This window comes from Pseudonocardia sp. McavD-2-B, from assembly GCF_024124365.1.
Classification (GTDB): Bacteria; Actinomycetota; Actinomycetes; order Mycobacteriales; family Pseudonocardiaceae; genus Pseudonocardia; species Pseudonocardia alni.
In genome coordinates this window covers 1-16435 of the sequence record NZ_JAMXSG010000004.1, presented here as the reverse complement: position 1 = coordinate 16435, position 16435 = coordinate 1, and the positions used below count along the sequence as shown (strand labels likewise).

14 protein-coding genes are annotated in these 16435 nt (G+C 74.9%); 7 read left to right on the top strand and 7 right to left on the bottom strand.

The window, feature by feature from the left end; genetic code table 11:
* Window positions 1-7: 7 nt before the first annotated feature.
* On the bottom strand, window positions 8-1423 hold the full coding sequence (locus tag NH602_RS01430) for an MFS transporter (RefSeq protein WP_100880148.1): 1416 nt from the start codon (window positions 1421-1423) through the stop codon (window positions 8-10).
* 518 nt (window positions 1424-1941) lie between these two features.
* Between NH602_RS01430 and NH602_RS01425 the strand changes: the two genes are divergently transcribed.
* The gene (locus NH602_RS01425) at window positions 1942-2520 is read left to right on the top strand and encodes a hypothetical protein (protein WP_073574038.1); all 579 of its coding nucleotides are present in this window, start codon (window positions 1942-1944) and stop codon (window positions 2518-2520) included.
* Window positions 2517-3635, top strand: a complete 1119-nt coding sequence (locus tag NH602_RS01420; RefSeq protein ID WP_073574039.1) for a serine/threonine-protein kinase — start codon at window positions 2517-2519, stop codon at window positions 3633-3635. The genes NH602_RS01425 and NH602_RS01420 overlap by 4 nt, the downstream gene beginning before the upstream one ends.
* A gap of 7 nt (window positions 3636-3642) precedes the next feature.
* Here NH602_RS01420 and NH602_RS01415 read toward each other — a convergent pair whose 3' ends face one another.
* A complete protein-coding gene (locus NH602_RS01415) occupies window positions 3643-4887 on the bottom strand; it encodes an MFS transporter (protein ID WP_073574040.1) in 1245 nt (414 codons plus the stop codon).
* A gap of 67 nt (window positions 4888-4954) precedes the next feature.
* Here NH602_RS01415 and NH602_RS01410 point away from each other — a divergent pair, with 67 nt between their 5' ends.
* A complete protein-coding gene (locus tag NH602_RS01410; protein WP_100880146.1) occupies window positions 4955-5854 on the top strand; it encodes a LysR substrate-binding domain-containing protein in 900 nt (299 codons plus the stop codon).
* Between the two features lie 81 nt (window positions 5855-5935).
* Entirely contained in the window at window positions 5936-6703 is a 768-nt protein-coding gene (locus NH602_RS01405) for a helical backbone metal receptor (protein ID WP_179760531.1), read from the top strand.
* Window positions 6704-6719: 16 nt separating this feature from the next.
* Here the strand turns inward: NH602_RS01405 and NH602_RS01400 are convergent, their stop codons facing one another.
* Window positions 6720-7388 carry a TetR/AcrR family transcriptional regulator gene (locus tag NH602_RS01400; RefSeq protein WP_253066777.1) on the bottom strand — a complete coding sequence of 223 codons (669 nt, stop codon included), beginning with the start codon at window positions 7386-7388 and terminating at the stop codon, window positions 6720-6722.
* Window positions 7389-7448: 60 nt separating this feature from the next.
* On the opposite strand from NH602_RS01400, the gene NH602_RS01395 reads away from it, so the two are divergent.
* Entirely contained in the window at window positions 7449-9887 is a 2439-nt protein-coding gene (locus NH602_RS01395) for a glycoside hydrolase family 3 C-terminal domain-containing protein (RefSeq protein ID WP_253066776.1), read from the top strand.
* Window positions 9888-10039: 152 nt separating this feature from the next.
* On the opposite strand, the gene NH602_RS01390 is transcribed toward NH602_RS01395, so the two are convergent.
* Genes NH602_RS01390 through NH602_RS01380 form a run of 3 tightly spaced genes read right to left on the bottom strand, consistent with a single transcriptional unit; the run spans window position 10040 to window position 14664 of the window.
* Window positions 10040-11599 carry a GMC family oxidoreductase gene (locus tag NH602_RS01390; RefSeq protein ID WP_253066775.1) on the bottom strand — a complete coding sequence of 520 codons (1560 nt, stop codon included), beginning with the start codon at window positions 11597-11599 and terminating at the stop codon, window positions 10040-10042.
* Window positions 11596-13152, bottom strand: coding sequence for an APC family permease (locus NH602_RS01385; protein ID WP_253066774.1), 1557 nt, complete (start codon window positions 13150-13152; stop codon window positions 11596-11598). The genes NH602_RS01390 and NH602_RS01385 overlap by 4 nt, the downstream gene beginning before the upstream one ends.
* A gap of 42 nt (window positions 13153-13194) precedes the next feature.
* The gene (locus tag NH602_RS01380; protein WP_253066773.1) at window positions 13195-14664 is read right to left on the bottom strand and encodes an aldehyde dehydrogenase family protein; all 1470 of its coding nucleotides are present in this window, start codon (window positions 14662-14664) and stop codon (window positions 13195-13197) included.
* A 127-nt stretch (window positions 14665-14791) separates the two neighbouring features.
* On the opposite strand from NH602_RS01380, the gene NH602_RS01375 reads away from it, so the two are divergent.
* Window positions 14792-15553 carry an IclR family transcriptional regulator gene (locus tag NH602_RS01375; RefSeq protein WP_179760537.1) on the top strand — a complete coding sequence of 254 codons (762 nt, stop codon included), beginning with the start codon at window positions 14792-14794 and terminating at the stop codon, window positions 15551-15553.
* A 9-nt stretch (window positions 15554-15562) separates the two neighbouring features.
* Here NH602_RS01375 and NH602_RS01370 read toward each other — a convergent pair whose 3' ends face one another.
* Window positions 15563-16027: an SRPBCC family protein gene (locus tag NH602_RS01370; RefSeq protein ID WP_073574048.1), complete on the bottom strand. Its 465-nt coding sequence runs from the start codon at window positions 16025-16027 to the stop codon at window positions 15563-15565.
* A gap of 201 nt (window positions 16028-16228) precedes the next feature.
* Between NH602_RS01370 and NH602_RS01365 the strand changes: the two genes are divergently transcribed.
* Window positions 16229-16435 (top strand): hypothetical protein (locus tag NH602_RS01365; protein ID WP_253066772.1); only part of this gene is annotated, 207 nt, incomplete at its 3' end.

Sequence of the window (16435 nt, the reverse complement as noted above, 5' to 3'; positions counted from 1 at the left end):
GCCTCCCTCACCAGCGGCCGCGCCGGTTCGGGATCCGCGCGGCCGCCAGGCCGACCACCGCGAGCGCCACCGCCAGCACCCCGTAGGCGATCCCGGCGGCCACGCCCGGGTCCTCGGCGGCGGTGACGGCGGCGGTCAGCACCGACACCGCGGCGATGCCGCCCATCTGCCGGAACATGATGCGCAGCCCGGACACCGCAGCGACCTCGTCGGGCACCAGGTGCATACCGGCGTTGTTGGCGGCCGGCCCGGACAGGCCCGTGCCCAGGCCGAGCAGGGTGGAGCCGGCGAGCAGCCACACCGTGGGCCCGCCGAACAGGGGCGCGACCGCAGTGACCACCAGCCCGGCGACGACGGCGACCAGGCCCCCGAGCAGCAGCGGCCGGAAGCCCAGCCGGCGCAGCAGCGCGACCGCGGCCGCCGAGGTGACGATGGTGCCGATCGCGCGACCGGTCAGCAGCGCCCCGGCGACGAACGCGGGCAGGTCGTAGCGGACCTGGGCGTAGAGCGGCAGGGTCGCCGAGAACCCGATCACCACGGCGCCGAAGACGACGTTGGTGACGTTCATGATGCCCAGACCGCGCCCGGCGAGCAGGTGCACCGGGACGACCGCGTCGGGCCGCCGCCGGGCGTGCCGGACGAACACCGCACCCGCCGTCAGCGCGACCACCCCGGCCAGGGCGGTCCAGCCGGGCCCCGACCCCGGCGAGCCGAGCCGGGTGATGGTGAGCATCGTGGCCAGCAGGGTCACGACGAGCAGCGCGATCCCGACGGCGTCGATCCGCGCGGTCCGCCGGTGCGGAGGGTCGTCGACCAGGGCCAGCCCGACGGCGACGAGCAGGATCCCGATCGGCACGTTCACCAGGAAGATGCCGTGCCAGGTCCAGGTGGTGAGCACCAGCCCGCCGACCAGCGGTCCGAGGATCGCGCCGATCGGGAAGACGCTGGTGAACAGGGCGAGTGCCCGGTCCCGGTCACGTCCGAACTGGTGCGCGACGATCCCGTTGGCGGCCGGCAGCATCACGCCGCCGGCGAGGCCCTGTACCAGCCGGCAGGCGATGAGCACGCCGATCGAGGGGCTGAGCGCGCTCAGCCCGGACATCACCGTGAACACGGCGACCCCGGCCAGGAACATCCGCCGGCCGCCGAAGCGGTCGGACAGCCAGCCGCCCAGTGGCAACGCCAGGATCTGCCCGACGGCGGCGACGGTCACGACCCAGCCGGTCCAGGCCAGGTCGGCGCCGAGGTCGCCGCTGATCGTCGTCAGCGCGGTGGCGACCGACGTCCCGTCGAGGGAGAACATCAACAGCGCCAGACCGACGACGGCGAAGACCGGCACGCGCCGGGGCAGCGGGTCCTCGCCGGGCGGCCCGGCGGAGCCGTCCCCGGCCGGGCGGTGGGTGTCGTGGGCGGCGTCGGTCACGTGGTGGGCACACCTGTCTTCCCGGAGGAACCGGACATGATGTGCTTACCACAAGCTAAACAGTCGGGCGGTGGCAACGCCCACCGACGTCAGCGGCGGGGCCGGCTCCGGCGACGCCCGCGGTTCCACCCGCCGAGGATGCCGATGGCCTCGACGAACGACTCGGCGGCCTTGGAGAGCTTGCGACCGGCCTTCTTCATCGGGGGTCCTCCCGGGGTGCTGCTGGGGTGGTGGGGGCTTCTCCACCGTGGCAGACGGCGGAGCGTGCCGGACGGCGGGGGTGTGCTCCACACGGGTGACGAAACGGACACATGTCCTCCCGTTCCGAAGACGATTCCACCTGCCCGGAGCACCGTCTCCCGGCGTGTCGCACACCTGCGTACGCGGACGGAGCAGCGCGCCCCGCGTTCCGGAGCGTCACTCCTCCATGCGGAGGGACCTGCCCGTGTTCACCGCGCGTGATCGCCGGCGGGGCGGGATGCTGCTCGGACGGGTCTCGTCCCGGAGGGGGATCACCGATGTCACCGGACGTCATGCTGTGGGTCGTCGTCGCCGTCGTGGTACTGGTCGTGCTGGGCCTGGCCCTCGTGGTCGGGTCCCGGGTGCGCGGCCGCCGGAGGACCGCCGCCCTGCGCCGGCACTTCGGGCAGGAGTACGACCACGTCGTCGAGCAGTCCGGTGGGAAGGACCGCGGCGAGACCGAGCTGCGCCGTCGGCTGAGCCGGCGCCGGGAGCTGGACGTGCGCGACCTCGACGCCGACGAGCGCGAGCGGTTCGCCGGGGACTTCGCGGGTGCGCAGAACGCCTTCGTCCGCACCCCGCGGGCCGGGCTGCGCGACACCGACCTGCTGCTGCAGCAGGTGATGCGCACCCGCGGCTACCCGGTCGAGCACTTCTCCGAGCGCGAGGAGATGATCTCGGTCGACCACCCCGACCTGGTCGGGCACTACCGTGCGGCACACGCCGTCGCCGTCGCCGAGGACGACGCCGACACGGAGTCGCTGCGCCGGGCGATGCTGGACCACGGCTACCTGTTCGACGAGCTGATCGGCGCCGGGCACCCGGAGAGCACGCAGCGGACGCTGCCGGCGTCGTGAGCGGGACGGCCGAGCTGCCGGGCGCGGCCGGACCGGAACGCACCGACGAGATCCCGTCCGGCCTGCCGGGCGCGGGTGACGTGGTGGGCGGGCGCTACGAGCTGCGCCACGTGCTCGGCCGGGGCGGGATGTCGACGGTGCACCTGGCCCACGACCGGGAGCTGGACCGCCCGGTCGCGGTCAAGCTGCTGCTGCGCGCGGGCGACCACGGCGACGTCGCCCGGCTGCGCGACGAGGCCCGCGCCGCCGCCGCGATCGACCACCCCGGCGTCGTCACCGTGCACGACACCGGCACGACCGGTCACACGGCCTGGGTCGTCATGTCCTACGTCGAGGGCGAGACCCTCGCGCGGCGCATCGGGCGGACCGGCCCGCTGGAGCCGCGGGAGGTGACCCGGATCGGGGCGGCCGTGTCCGAGGCGCTCGCCGCCGCGCACCGGGCCGGGGTGGTGCACCGCGACGTCACCCCCGGCAACATCATCCTGCGCCCGGACGGGACCGTCGTCGTGACCGACTTCGGCATCGCGCGCCTCGGCGACGGCGCCGGGCGCACCCGGACCGGTCATGTGATCGGCACCCCGCTCTACCTGGCCCCCGAGCAGGGCCGCGGCGCCGCGCACCTCGACGGCCGTGCGGATCTGTACGCGCTGGCCTGCTGCCTGTTCACCGCGCTCACCGGACGGCCGCCGTTCACCGACGCCGACCCGCTCGCGGTGGTCGTGGCGCACCTGCGGGAGACGCCGCCACGGCCGTCGTCGCTGCGCCCGGGCGTCCCACCCGCGCTGGAGGAGGTGCTCCTGCAGTCCCTGGCCAAGGACCCGGGCCGGCGCCCGCGCGACGCCGCGGCACTCGCCGCCCGGCTGCGCGCGGTGCACGGCGACCCGGCTCCCCCGCCGGTCGGCACCCGGGAGCGACCCGCCGGTGACGACACCGTCCCGGCCGCGCCGGGGGTACCCGGGGACGGGGCGGGGACGCACGCGCTGGACAGCACGCTGGCCGAGGTCGACCACGACGACGGTGCCGCCGCGGACCGCCGTCGCAGGGCCGGAGCGCTGCTGCTGGTGCTGGCCGCGCTGCTGCTGCTCGGCGCGGTCGTGGCCCTCCTGCTGCTCTGAACCGGGCTCAGGCCGGGGCCGGGGTGCGCCGCAGGACCAGGGCGAGCCCCAGCGCCCCGGCCAGCAGGGCGCTGACGTAGCCGACGACGCCCGCCCAGCCGGCGTGGTCGTAGGCGACCCCGCCGACGGCGCCGCCGATGCTGGACCCGGCGTAGTAGCCGACCAGGTAGAGCGACGACGCCTGGGCCGGCACCGCACCGGGCAGCATCGCCGAGCGCCGCCCCACCCAGGAGCTGGCGACCGAGTGGGCGCCGAAGAAGCCGACGGTCACCAGCAGCAGCCCGGCCAGGGTGGTGAGGAGCAGGTCGGGCAGGGTCACCCAGATCCCGCCGAGCGCGACCAGCGTCGCCACCCACAGCACCGGGCGGCGCCCGAACCGGTCCCCCAGCCTGCCCGCGCCGGTGGAGGCCCAGCTGCCGGCGAGGTAGCCGAGGAACACCAGCCCCACCAGGGTGCCGGGCAGCGAGAACGGCGGGGCCAGCAGCCGGAACCCGAGGTAGTTGTAGACGGTCACGAACGCGCCCATCAGCAGGAACGCCATCCCGAACAGACAGAGCAGGCCCCGGTCGGTGAGGTGCCGGCGCAGCGGTCCGCCGAGGTCACGCAGCCGCGTGCGGGCCGGGGCGGGCGCCGTCGCGGGCGGCAGGAGCAGCCGGAATGCGACGGTCGCGAGCACCGAGACCGCACCGACGGCGGCGAGTCCGGCCCGCCAGCCGCCGAGCTCGGCGACCCAGGACGCGACGAGCCGCCCGGACAACCCGCCGAGGGTGTTGCCGGCGATGAGCAGACCGACCGCGCCGCCGAGGTGCCGCGGCGCGACCTCGTGGGTGAGGTGGGCCATCGACAGGGCGGGCAGCGCCGCGAGGGCGATGCCCTGCAGCCCGCGGACGACGACGAGGGTCTCGAAGGTGGGCGCCAGCGGGGCGAGCAGTGCGAGGACCGCCGACGCCGCGAGCGCCCAGGTCATGACCCGCGCGCGGCCCCAGGACTCGGTGAGCGCGGACAGCGGCAGTACGGCGAGGGCGAGGGTGCCGGTCGTCGCCGACAGGACCAGGCTGGCCGTCGACGAGGGCACGCCGAACTCCGCCGAGAGCGTCGGCAGCAGCCCCTGCACGCTGTAGACCAGCACGAACGTCGCCAGACCCGAGAGCCACAGGGCGATGCCGAGCCGCCGGTAGCCGGGGGTGCCGCGCTCGTGGGGCGGGGCGGACCGGGTGGCGGTCGGAGCCGGGGGGCGCTCGGTCGTTGTCATCGCACACGACCGTAGGCGTCGGCGTCGGATGCGTCCAATGCATGCGTCGTCGACGTAGCATGCATCGATGCATGAGTCGTTGGCACCGGCGCTGCACCGCTTCGTCGCGGTCGCGCGCGACGGTCACCTCACCCGCGCCGCGGAGCGGATCGGGGTCCCGCAGCCCACGCTGTCGCGGGCGATCGCCCGGCTGGAGAGCGAACTGGGCGTCGCGCTGTTCCGGCGGTCCGGGCGCGGGCTGGCGCTGACCGCGGCCGGGCGGACGCTGCTGCCGCGGGCCGAGGCCGCGCTGGCCGAGCTCGGTGCGGGCGTCGCCGAGCTGGCGGGCGACGCCGACCCGGTCACCGGCCGGGTCGCGCTCGGCTTCCTCGGGACGATGGGCACCTTCGCGGTGCCGGGGATCCTGCGGGAGTTCCGGGAGCACCACCCGCGGGTGCGGATCGAGCTGGTGCAGGTGCCGCACGCGGCACTGCTGGAACGGGTCCGTGACGGCCGGGTCGACCTGGCCCTCACCTCCCCCGTGCCCGACGAGCCGGGCCTGGTCGCGACCCCGCTGGCCGAGGAGGAGCTGCGCCTCGCGGTGCCGTCCGGGCACCGGCTGGCGGGCGCTGGTGCCGCGGACCTCGCCGAGGTCGCCGACGACCCGTTCCTGCTGTTCGCCCGCGGCTACGGGCTGCAGGGGGTGGTGGAGTCGTGGTGCGCGCAGGCCGGGTTCCGCCCGCGCCGGGCGTTCGAGGGCGGGGAGACGGCGACGCTGCGCGGTCTGGTCGGGGCCGGGCTGGGCGTCGCGCTGCTCCCCGCCGGGCCGGACGTGCCGGGGGTGGTGCAGGTGCCGGTGCGCAGCCCGCACACCGTGCGGACGCTGGGGATGGTGCACGCGGCCGACCCGCGGCCGACGGCGCCGGTGCGGGACCTGCGGGCGTTCGTCGTCCGGCACGGGCCACGGTGGCTGGCCGACCACGGGTGAACCGGGGTCGGCGGGCCCGGCGGACGGCCGCGGTGCCGGACAGGGACGCGTCCGGCCCGGCCCCGGGATACCGTCGGCCCCATGACTGCGCGGACTGCGGCACCGGTCGACGACGAGGGCCGCGAGGTCGGAGTCCCGGGCAGCGTGCGGCGGGTCGTGTCGATCGTGCCGTCGCTGACCGAGGCACTGGAGGCGACCGCGCCCGGCATCGTCGTCGGCGCGACCGACTGGTGCACCCACCCCGGCGACCTCGGCGCGGAACGGATCCGGGGAACGAAGAACCCCGACGTCGAGCGGATCGTCGCGCTGGCCCCGGACCTGGTCGTCGCCAACCAGGAGGAGAACCGCCTCCCCGATCTGGACGCGCTGCGCGCCGCGGGGCTGCCGGTCTACGTCACCGACATCCGCGACGTCGACGGCGGCCTCGCCTCGCTGGGCCGACTGCTCGACGCCTGTGGGCTCGGCGAACCCGGCTGGCTGCGCGAGGCCCGCGAGCTGTGGGCCGACGTCGAGCCCGCGTCGCCGCGGCGGCGCGCCGTGGTGCCGATCTGGCGGCGGCCGTGGATGGCCGTCGGCTCGGACACCTTCACCGGCGCGGTGCTGGAACGGATCGGGATCGACAACGCACTCGCCGGCTCCCCCGAGCGCTACCCGCGGATCGACCCCGCGGCGCTGCCGGAGCACGACCTCGTCGTGCTGCCCGACGAGCCGTACCTGTTCACCGCCGACGACGGGCCCGAGGCGTTCGACGCGCCGTCGGCGCTGGTCAGCGGGCGGCTGCTGACCTGGTACGGGCCGAGCCTGGTGGAGGCGGCGCGGGAGCTGCCCGCCGCGCTCGGGACCCGCTGAGCGCCCCCGGGCGTCGTCACCGCGGCGGGACGAGCGCCGCGACGAGGGCACGCAGGTCGGCCGCCATGTCGAACCCGCCGGGGTCGGCGGGGTCGGCGGGGTCGGCCGGGGCGACCGGGGCGCCGCCGGGAGGGCGGTCGAGCAGCCACTGGACCTGCAGCCCGTCGGCCGCGGCCAGCAGCAGCCGGGCCACCCGGTCCGGGGTGAGCTCCCCGGCGGGCGCCGCGCCGGCTCCGGGGTCGGCACCGGGGTCCGCACCCGGACCCGCTCCGGGCTCCAGCTCCGCGGCGAGCGCGGTCCGCAGCCGGTCGTAGCGCCGGGCGAACCAGTCGTGGGCGGCGTGACCCGGATCGGTCGCCTCGGCCGAGGTGACCGCGTACAGCCGGACCAGACCGGGCTCGGACCCGTTGTCGCGCACGGTCTCCAGCAGCGCCTCGGGGCCGCTCCCGGGCTCGGCGCGCGCGGCGGCGGAGCGCTCGTCGCGGGCCTGCAGCACCGCGACCAGCAGCGCCTGCTTGGACCCGAAGTAGTGGAACAGGGTCGGCTCGCTGACCCCGACCCGGCGCGCGATCTCCTTCGTCGACGACGCGTGGAACCCGCCGGTCGCGAACACCTCCAGCGCCGTGTCCAGGATCTGCTCCCGCCGCTGCCGCCCCTTGGCGTAGCGCCCGCGTGCCGTCCTCACCGGTCGAGGCTAACCCACGAATCCCGAGTGTCACTAGGTTTTCACGGGTACGGTGGCCCCATGCCTTCCGTCGACGAGGACCTGCTCACCACACTCATCGCCCGGCTCGACCTGGAGGCGAAGGTCCGGCTGCTGACCGGGGCCGACTTCTGGTCCACCCCGGCCGAGCCCGCGATCGGGCTGCGCCGGATGGTGCTGTCGGACGGCCCGTCCGGGGTGCGCGGGGAGAGCTTCGACGAGCGGTCGCCGTCGCTGTCGCTGCCGTCGTCGACGGCACTGGGGGCGACCTGGGACCCGGATCTCGCCCGCCGCTACGGCTCGGCCCTGGGCGCCGAGGCCCGCCGGCAGCACGCCGACGTCGTCCTCGGGCCGACGATCAACCTGCACCGCACCCCCTTCGGCGGCCGCCACTTCGAGGCGCTGTCGGAGGACCCGCTGCTGACCGGCGAGCTCGCCGCGGCCTACGTGGAGGGGCTGCAGGCGCACGGGGTCGCCGCGACACCGAAGCACTACGTCGCCAACGACGCCGAGTCCGAGCGCTTCACCGTGGACAACGCGGTCGACGAGCGGGCGCTGCACGAGCTGTACCTGGCCGCGTTCGAACCGGCCGTCACCCGGGCCGGGGCGTGGGCGGTGATGTCGGCCTACAACGCCGTCAACGGCGCGACGATGAGCGAGAACCCGCTGCTCGCCGAGCCGCTCACCGGCGAGTGGGGCTTCGACGGGCTCGTGATGTCGGACTGGGGCGCGGTGCGCGCCACGGTCGCGTCGGCGCGCGCCGAGCAGCACCTGGTGATGCCCGGCCCGGTGGGCTCCTGGGGCGAGCGCCTGGTCGCCGCGGTGCGCGACGGCGAGGTCGAGGAGTCCGTCGTCGACGGCAAGCTGCGGAGGCTGCTGCGCCTGGCCGCCCGGGTCGGCGCGCTGGAGGTGGCACCGACGCCGCCCGCCGTCCCGGCCGCCGAGGACGGCGCCGTCGTGGCCCGCGGGCTCGCCGTCGCGGGCAGCGTCCTGCTGCGCAACACCGGCGAGCTGCCGTGGGACGCCTCGTCGCTCGGCACGGTCGCGGTGCTCGGGCACAACGCCGCGCTCGCCCGCACCCAGGGCGGCGGGAGCGCCACGGTCCGACCCGCCGCGGTCGTCGCGCCGCTGGACGGGCTGCGCGCCGCGCTCGGCGAGGACCGGGTGCGGTACCGGCTGGGCGCGCAGGTCGCCGAGGGCGTGCAGCCCTTCGACCCGGCCACGGTCACCGACCCGGTCACCGGGGAACCCGGACTGCGCGCGGTGTTCCGCGCCGCGGACGGCTCCGCGCTGCGCAGCGAGCACCGGCTCGGCGCCTCGCTGATCTGGATGGGCGCCGAGATCCCCGACGGCGCCGAGACCGTCGAGGTGTCGGCGCGGTGGGCACCCGAGCCCGGGACGCACCGGGTCGGGGCCGCCGCCGTCGGGCACGTGACGGTGCACGCCGACGGAACGGCGGTGCTCGACACCGAGGCGGTCCTGACCGGCGACGAGGGTCCGGGCGCGGCCATCTTCGAGGCCCCCTCGGTGACCGGGGAGGTCGGCACCGACGGACCGGTCGACCTGGTGTTCCGGTTCCGCCCGTCCGGCGGCGAGGCCGGCATGGCGCTGTTCGCGCTCACCGTCGGGACCGAGACCGTCGTCGCCGACCCGCAGGCCGAGGTGGCCGCGGCGGCCGCGCTGGCGGCGGCCTGCGACGTCGCCGTCGTCGTGGTCGGGACCAGCGACCGGATCGAGAGCGAGGGCTTCGACCGCACCTCGCTGGCGCTGCCCGGCCACCAGGACGACCTGGTCCGGGCCGTCGCCGCGGCCAACCCGCGCACCGTGGTGGTGGTCAACTCCGGTGCCCCGGTGCTGCTGCCCTGGCGCGACGAGGTGGCCGCGGTGCTGCTCGGCTGGTTCGGCGGCGAGCGCTTCGGCGACGCCGTCGCCGACGTGCTGCTCGGGCACGCCGAGCCGGGCGGGCGGCTGCCGACCACCTGGCCCGCCACCGGCGAGGAGCGCTCGGTGCTCTCCGGGCGCCCGACCGGCGGCGTCCTGCGCTACGACGAGGGCGTGCACGTCGGGCACCGCAACTGGCTGCGCCACGGCGAGACGCCGGCCTACCCGTTCGGGCACGGGCTCGGCTACACCACCTGGACCCTCGACGACGCCGTCGCCGGGCCCTGGTCGGCCGACGGCGTCGCGGTGACGGTCAGCCTGACCAACACCGGCGACCGGGCGGGCCGCCAGGTCGTGCAGGCCTACCTGTCCCGGCCCGGCTCCGACGTCGAGCGGCCCGCCCGCTGGCTGGTCGGCTGGGCGGTCGTCGACGCCGCCCCCGGCACGACGACGGCCACCGTGGCGGTGTCACGGCGCGCGTTCCGCCACCGTGCGGGCGGGACGTGGGCGACCGAGCCGGGGACCTACGACCTGCACCTCGGGTTCTCCGTGTCCGACACCCCGCTGCACGCGACGGTGGAGGTCGTCGGCGAGGGCTGAGCGGTCAGCCCGTGGCGGGCTCGAGCGTGACCTCGTCCACTGGACCGGCGCGACGCACGTGACGCTGGACAACTCCGCCGACGACGTGCCGGTCGACGACCTCGTCGACCGGCTCCTGGCGGCCGTTCCCGGCTGAGCCGGTCCGGTCCGGGTCAGCCGGCGTGCGCGGCCCGCACCAGGTCCGAGCACTTCTCCCCGATCATCATCGTGGTGATGTTCGGGTTGATCGCCGGCAGGAACGGCATCGCCGACGCGTCGGCGACCCGCAGGCCCTGCACCCCGCGGACCCGCAGCTGCGGGTCCAGGACGGCGCCCGGGTCGTCGTCGGTGCCCATCCGCGCCGTGCACGCCGGGTGGTAGACGGTGTTGTGGGTCTTGCCGATGTAGTCGGCGAGCTCGTCGTCGGTCACGGCGTCCGGGCCCGGCGCCAGCTCGGCGGCGATCCACTCCTTCAGCTCCGGCTGCTCGGCGATGCGGCGGGCCAGCCGGATGCCCGCGGTCATCACCCGCATGTCGTGGCCCTCGGGGTCGGTGAAGTAGCGCGGGTCGACCCGGGCCCGGTCCCGGAAGTCGCGGGTGCGCAGCCGCACGGTCCCCCGGGACCGGCCACGGGTGACGTTCGGGGTGAGGCAGAACCCGTTGTCGGTGGTCGGGTAGCCCCACCGCAGTGTGTTCATGTCGAACGGCACCGAGCCGTAGTGCATCATCAGGTCCGGCCGGTCCAGGGCCGGGTCGGTACGAGCGAACAGCCCGATCTCCCACCACTGCGTCGACTCGGTGACCATCGGCTTCGCCGCGTCCCAGAAGACCAGGCCCTCGACGTGGTCGTCGAGGTTCGAGCCGACGCCGGGCAGGTCCGAGCGGACCTCGATGCCGAACTCGCGCAGGTGCTCCCCCGGGCCGATGCCCGAGAGCATCAGCAGCTTCGGGGTGTCGATCGCCCCCGCGGAGAGGATCACCTCGCGCTCGGCGTGCGCGGTCTCGCGGCCCGGACCGATGCCCCGCTGGTACTCGACGCCGGTGGCGCGGGTGCCGTCGAACAGCACCTGCGAGGCCCAGCAGTCGGTGCGCACCTCCAGGTTCGGGCGCGAGCCCAGGATCGGGTGCAGGTAGGACACCGACGCCGAGGCGCGGGTGCCGTCGGGGAAGGAGTTGATCTGGAAGTACCCGGCGCCGTCGGTGACGGTGTGGCCCTCGTTGAACCGCACCGTCGGCATGCCGACCTGCGCGGCGGCGGCCAGCACGGCGTCGCCGCAGGGGTCCTTCGCGGGGATCTGCATGAGGTTGACCGGGCCGGAGCGGCCGTGGCCGTCCCAGTCGCCGTCGTTGGTCTCCAGGCGCCGGATCAGCGGCCAGCACTCGTCGGCGGACCAGCCGGTCAGGCCGGACGCGGCCCACTCGTCGAGGTCCTCGCGCGGGGTCCAGAAGGCGATGCAGGAGTTGTGCGAGCCGCAGCCGCCGAGCACCTTCGCGCGGGCGTGGCGCATGTGGGAGTTGCCGCGCTCCTGCGGCTCGACCGGGTAGTCCCAGTCGTAGCCGGAGTCGAGCAGCGCCATCCACTCGGTGAGCCGCAGGATGTTCGGGTCGCCGACGTCGGACGGGCCCGCCTCCAGCAGCAGCACCCGCGCCGCGGGGTCCTCCGAGAGCCGCGCGGCGAGCGCGCAGCCCGCCGAGCCGCCACCCACCACGATGTAGTCGAACCGGTCGGTCACGCCGTCTCCCCCATGCCCTGCTCGATCTCCTTCGCCCGGTGCTCGGGCAGACAGCCCAGCCCGTGGCGGCCGCGCAGCCGGAACCACGCCAGCCCGGCCAGCGCCACGACCCCGATGAACAGGAACGCGATGAACCGCAGCCACCCGGTGCCGTAGACCTCTTCGCGCGGCCAGGCCAGGTTGATCGCCATCGCCGCGCCCCACAGCACCGCGAGCACGTTCACCGGCAGGCCGAGACGCCCCAGCGAGAAGTACCCCTTCTGGCCCTCCTCCGGCCACTGCCCGCGCAGCCGCCGCACCAGCATCGGCACCGTGACCAGCAGGTACGCGATGTAGATCATGATGATCGCCACGCTGGTGACCGCGGTGAAGACCTCGGGCACGCCGATGTTCGCGACCAGGATCAGGATCGCGACCACCCCGACGACGATCGCCGGCACCACCGGCGTCTTGTGCCTCGGGTCGATCCGCGCCAGCACGGAGCCGGCGGGCAGTGCGTTGTCGCGGGCCATCGCGAACATCAGCCGGATCGCCGCGGTGTGCACCGCGAGCAGGCAGACGATCACCGCGATGCTGATGGTGATCAGGAAGACCCGGCCGATGGTGCCGCCGGCGACCTCCAGCAGCACGAGCTGCCCGCCGCCGTCCTTGCTGCCCAGGCGCGGGTCGGCCAGGTCCGGTGCGGCCAGGATGATCCCGAGCAGGATGAGCCCGCCGAGCACGAACGACGCGACGACCGCGCGCAGGATCGCCGCCGGGGCGGTGCGCCGCGGGTCGACCGTCTCCTCGCCGAGCGAGCTGGCGGTGTCGAAGCCGTACATCACGTAGGCCGAGGCGAGCGCCGCGACCAGGAACGTGCCGAAGTAGCCGCCGCCGCCCGCCGCCGGCGCCGGGGTCTCGAACAGCACCGAGACGGGGTTGCGGATGCTCAGCAGCAGCGCCACGACGATGACGACGGCGGCGATCAGCTCGATGAACACCCCGGTGGAGTTGATCCGCGCCATCAGCTTCACCCCGACCGCGTTGATCACCGTGGTGAGCACGATCAGGATCGCGCCGAGCAGCACGCCGTTGACGGCGGCGTCGCCCGCGTCGGAGGCGTCGCCGACGAGCTGGAAACCCGACCAGATCTGCGGGAACGTCAGCTGCGCGGCCAGCGCGACCGCCGCCAGCGACACCACCGAGGCGGTGAACATCATCCAGCCGGCCAGCCAGGACACGGTCGGCCCGGCCAGCTGCTTGGACCAGTTGTAGACCGACCCGGCGACCGGGTAGCGCCCGGCCAGCTCGGCGAAGGACAGCGCCACCATGAACTGGCCGGCGAACACCATCGGCCAGGACCACCAGTAGGCCGCGCCGCCGGTGCCGAAGCCGAAGTAGAACAGCTGGAACGTGCCGGTCAGGATCGAGATGTAGCTGATCCCGGCCGCGAAGCTGGCGAACTTGCCGATACTGCGGTCGAGGGTCTGGCTGTAGCCGAACTCGGCGAGTCCTCCCCCGTCGCCGTCGGCGCCCGGGGAGCGGTCCCGCCGGGTCGGTTCGGGAACGGTCATCGTGGACCTCCTGGGCCGTTGCGTCGCGTCATCATGGCGGCCTCAGCGGCCCGAGAACCATCCCTGGGGCTGCGGATCGGTGTTGGTCCACACGTGCTTGATCTCCTGGTACTCGGCCAGCCCGGTCGGGCCCAGCTCGCGGCCGTTGCCGGACCGGCCCATGCCGCCCCACTCCGCGCCCGGGAAGTACGGGTGGAAGTCGTTGATCCAGACGGTGCCGTGGCGCAGCGCGGACGCGACCCGGTGGGCGCGGCCCATGTCGGCGGTGAACACCGCACCGGCCAGGCCGTACTCGGTGTCGTTGCCCAGGCGGACGGCCTCCTCCTCGGTGGTGAACCGCTCGACGGTCAGCAGCGGGCCGAAGGTCTCCTCGCGGATCAGCCGCGAGTCCGGCGCCAGGTCGGTGATCACCGTCGGCAGGTAGAAGTAGCCCTTCCCGAGCTCCGGGTCGTCCGGGCGGGCGCCGCCGCAGCGGATCGTGGCGCCCTCGGCGCGGGCGGCCGCGACGAAGTCCTCGATCTTGGCCAGGTGCGCGGCGGAGACCAGCGGGCCGACCTCGACGCCCTCGGTGAGACCGTTGCCGAGCCGGATCCGCTGCGCGCGGCGCACCACCTCGTCCACGACGGCGTCGGCGACCGAGTCCTCGATGATCAGCCGGGCCCCCGCGGAGCAGACCTGGCCGGAGTGCAGGAACACCGCGAGCATCACGTAGTCGACGGCGAGCTCGAAATCGGTGTCGGCGAAGACGATGTTCGGGTTCTTCCCGCCCAGCTCGACGGCGGTGCGCTTCACCGTCTCGGCCGACGCCCGGATGATCTTCTGGCCGGTGGACAGGCCGCCGGTGAAGCTGACCATGTCCACGTCCGGGTGCTCGGTCAGCGGGGCGCCGACCGACGGCCCGTCGCCGAGCACGATGTTCACCACGCCGGCCGGGATCCCGACCTCCTCGCACAGCTCCACCAGCACGATCGAGGTCAGCGGGGTGACCTCGCTGGGCTTGATCACCATCGTGTTGCCGGCGGCGATCGCCGGGGCGACCTTCCAGGACAGCTGCAGCAGCGGATAGTTCCACGGGGTGATCAGCGCGCAGACGCCGACCGGCTCGTGCACGATCCGCGACACCACGGCCGGGTTGCCGGTGTCGACGATGCGGCCGGCGTCCTTGTCGGCGAGCCCGGCGTAGTAGCGGAAGACGGCGGTGACGTCGTCGACGTCCTGGCGGCCCTCCGCGATCGTCTTGCCGGTGTCGAGGGTCTCCAGCCGGGCGATCTTCTCCCGGTCCCGCACCAGCAGGTCGGCGATCCGCCCGAGGAGCGCACCGCGCTCGCCGGTCGTGGTCCGCTGCCACGGTCCGTCGTCGAAGGCACGGCGCGCGGCGGCGACGGCACGGTCGACGTCGTCGGGTCCGGCCTGGTCGACCTCGGTGACCGTCGAGGCGTCGTAGGGGTTGATCACCGGGGCGGTCCCGGCGGACCCGGTGGTCCAGCTTCCGTCGATGTAGAGGCTCGGCACGGCGCGAGCTTTCACCGGGAACCGGTCGGTGTGCAAACCCGGGCCGGACACCCGTGTGCAGGGACACGGTCACGCCTTCCAGCCGCCCCACGTGGCAACGTACGGAATGCCGGGTTACAGTTGCGCAATGAGCAACACGGTGCGCGGACGGGAGCCCGGGGTGCAGTCGGTCGACCGGGCCATCACCCTGCTGACCCTGCTGGCCGACCGCAGCGAGGCGGGGGTCAGCGAGCTCGCGGCCTCGCTCGACGTCCACAAGTCGACCGCCTTCCGGCTGCTCGGGGCGCTGGAGGAGCGCGGCCTGGTCGAGCAGATCGCCGACCGCGGCAAGTACCGCCTCGGGTTCGGGCTTATCCCGCTCGCCGGCCGTGTCGCCGAGCGCCTGGAGGTCACCACCCAGGGCCACCCGGTCTGCGAGACGCTCGCGGAGCGGCTCGGCGAGACCGTCAACATCGCCATCCCCGACCGCGGGTGGGCGGTCAACGTCGACCAGGCCCGCGGCCCGTCGATGGTCACCACGTTCAACTGGCTCGGCCGGATCACCCCGATGCACAACACCTCCAGCGGCAAGGTGCTGCTCGCCTCGGTCGTCCTCGACGACCCGGGAACGATGCCGGACACCGTGCCGGAGCAGGGCCGCGACACGCTCGTGGAGGAGCTGCGCCGGGTCCGCCGCCACGGGTACGCGTGGTCGCTGGAGGAGCTGGAGACCGGCCTCAACGCCGTCGCCGCGCCGGTGGTGGACCACGGCGGTGCGGTGGTGGCCGCGCTCTCCGTGTCCGGGCCCGCCTACCGGCTCTCCGCCGAGCGGATCGAGCGGATCACCCCGGAGGTCGTCGCCGCGGGGCGTGAGATCAGCCGTCGCATGGGGTTCTGGCGCGACCGCTGAGCCGCGGGCCTACGGCGGCGGGGCCGGCGCGGGCCCCTGCAGGCGTTCCAGCACCGGCGGCAGGGTGCGCTCCAGCTCGTCGCCGTGCCGCTCGAACTCGCGCCGCAGGAACGGCGCCGCCAGCTTCAGCAGACCCTTGAGCCGTACCCGGGCGTGGAAGCTCACGACGCTCCCCCCACCCTCGGCCGGCTCGACGACGATCTCCTCGGTCGCGGTGACCGTCGGGTTCTCCCCGACGAACACGACCCGACCGGCCGTCAGCTCCCGCAGCGTGTGGTCGAGCTCGCTCTCCCGTCCGCCCCACACCGACACCGTGTGCCAGGCGGCGCCGACCGCGACCGGGCCGCCGCCGTCGGAGCGGGTGCTGGAGCGCACGGTGGGGTCCCAGATCTCGCTGTGCCCGTGGTCGGCCAGGTAACCGAGCACCGTCTCCGCAGGGGTGGACACCGTCATCACCCGCTGGACGCCGACCACGACGCTCCTCTCCCCGACCGGGCGCCGCTCGGGACCCGGCCCGCTGCTCCCGACCGGCGCAGATGGTCTCACGGCGACCGGTCATGATCGCGGGCCCGTGCCGGTTTCCCCGGAACGCCCGTGCCGGCGGCGCGCGGCGCGCACACTCCTCCCGACGCGGGTGGGCCGGGCGGGCCCGCCACCGACGACGGAGGTGCCGCGGTGCACGACCGAGACCGACCGGGGACGCCGTGGACGAGTGGCGGGCCCCGCCCCGGACCGCGCCCGTCGTCGGACGGGACGGCGCACTCCGACCCGGACGGTCTCGACGTCGCCGCGACGGCGCTCGACCGCGTCGCCGAGGACCTCACCGGGGACGCGGCGCTCGTCGGGCCCGCCGTGCCGGTGCCCGGCTTCGCGGCCGGGACG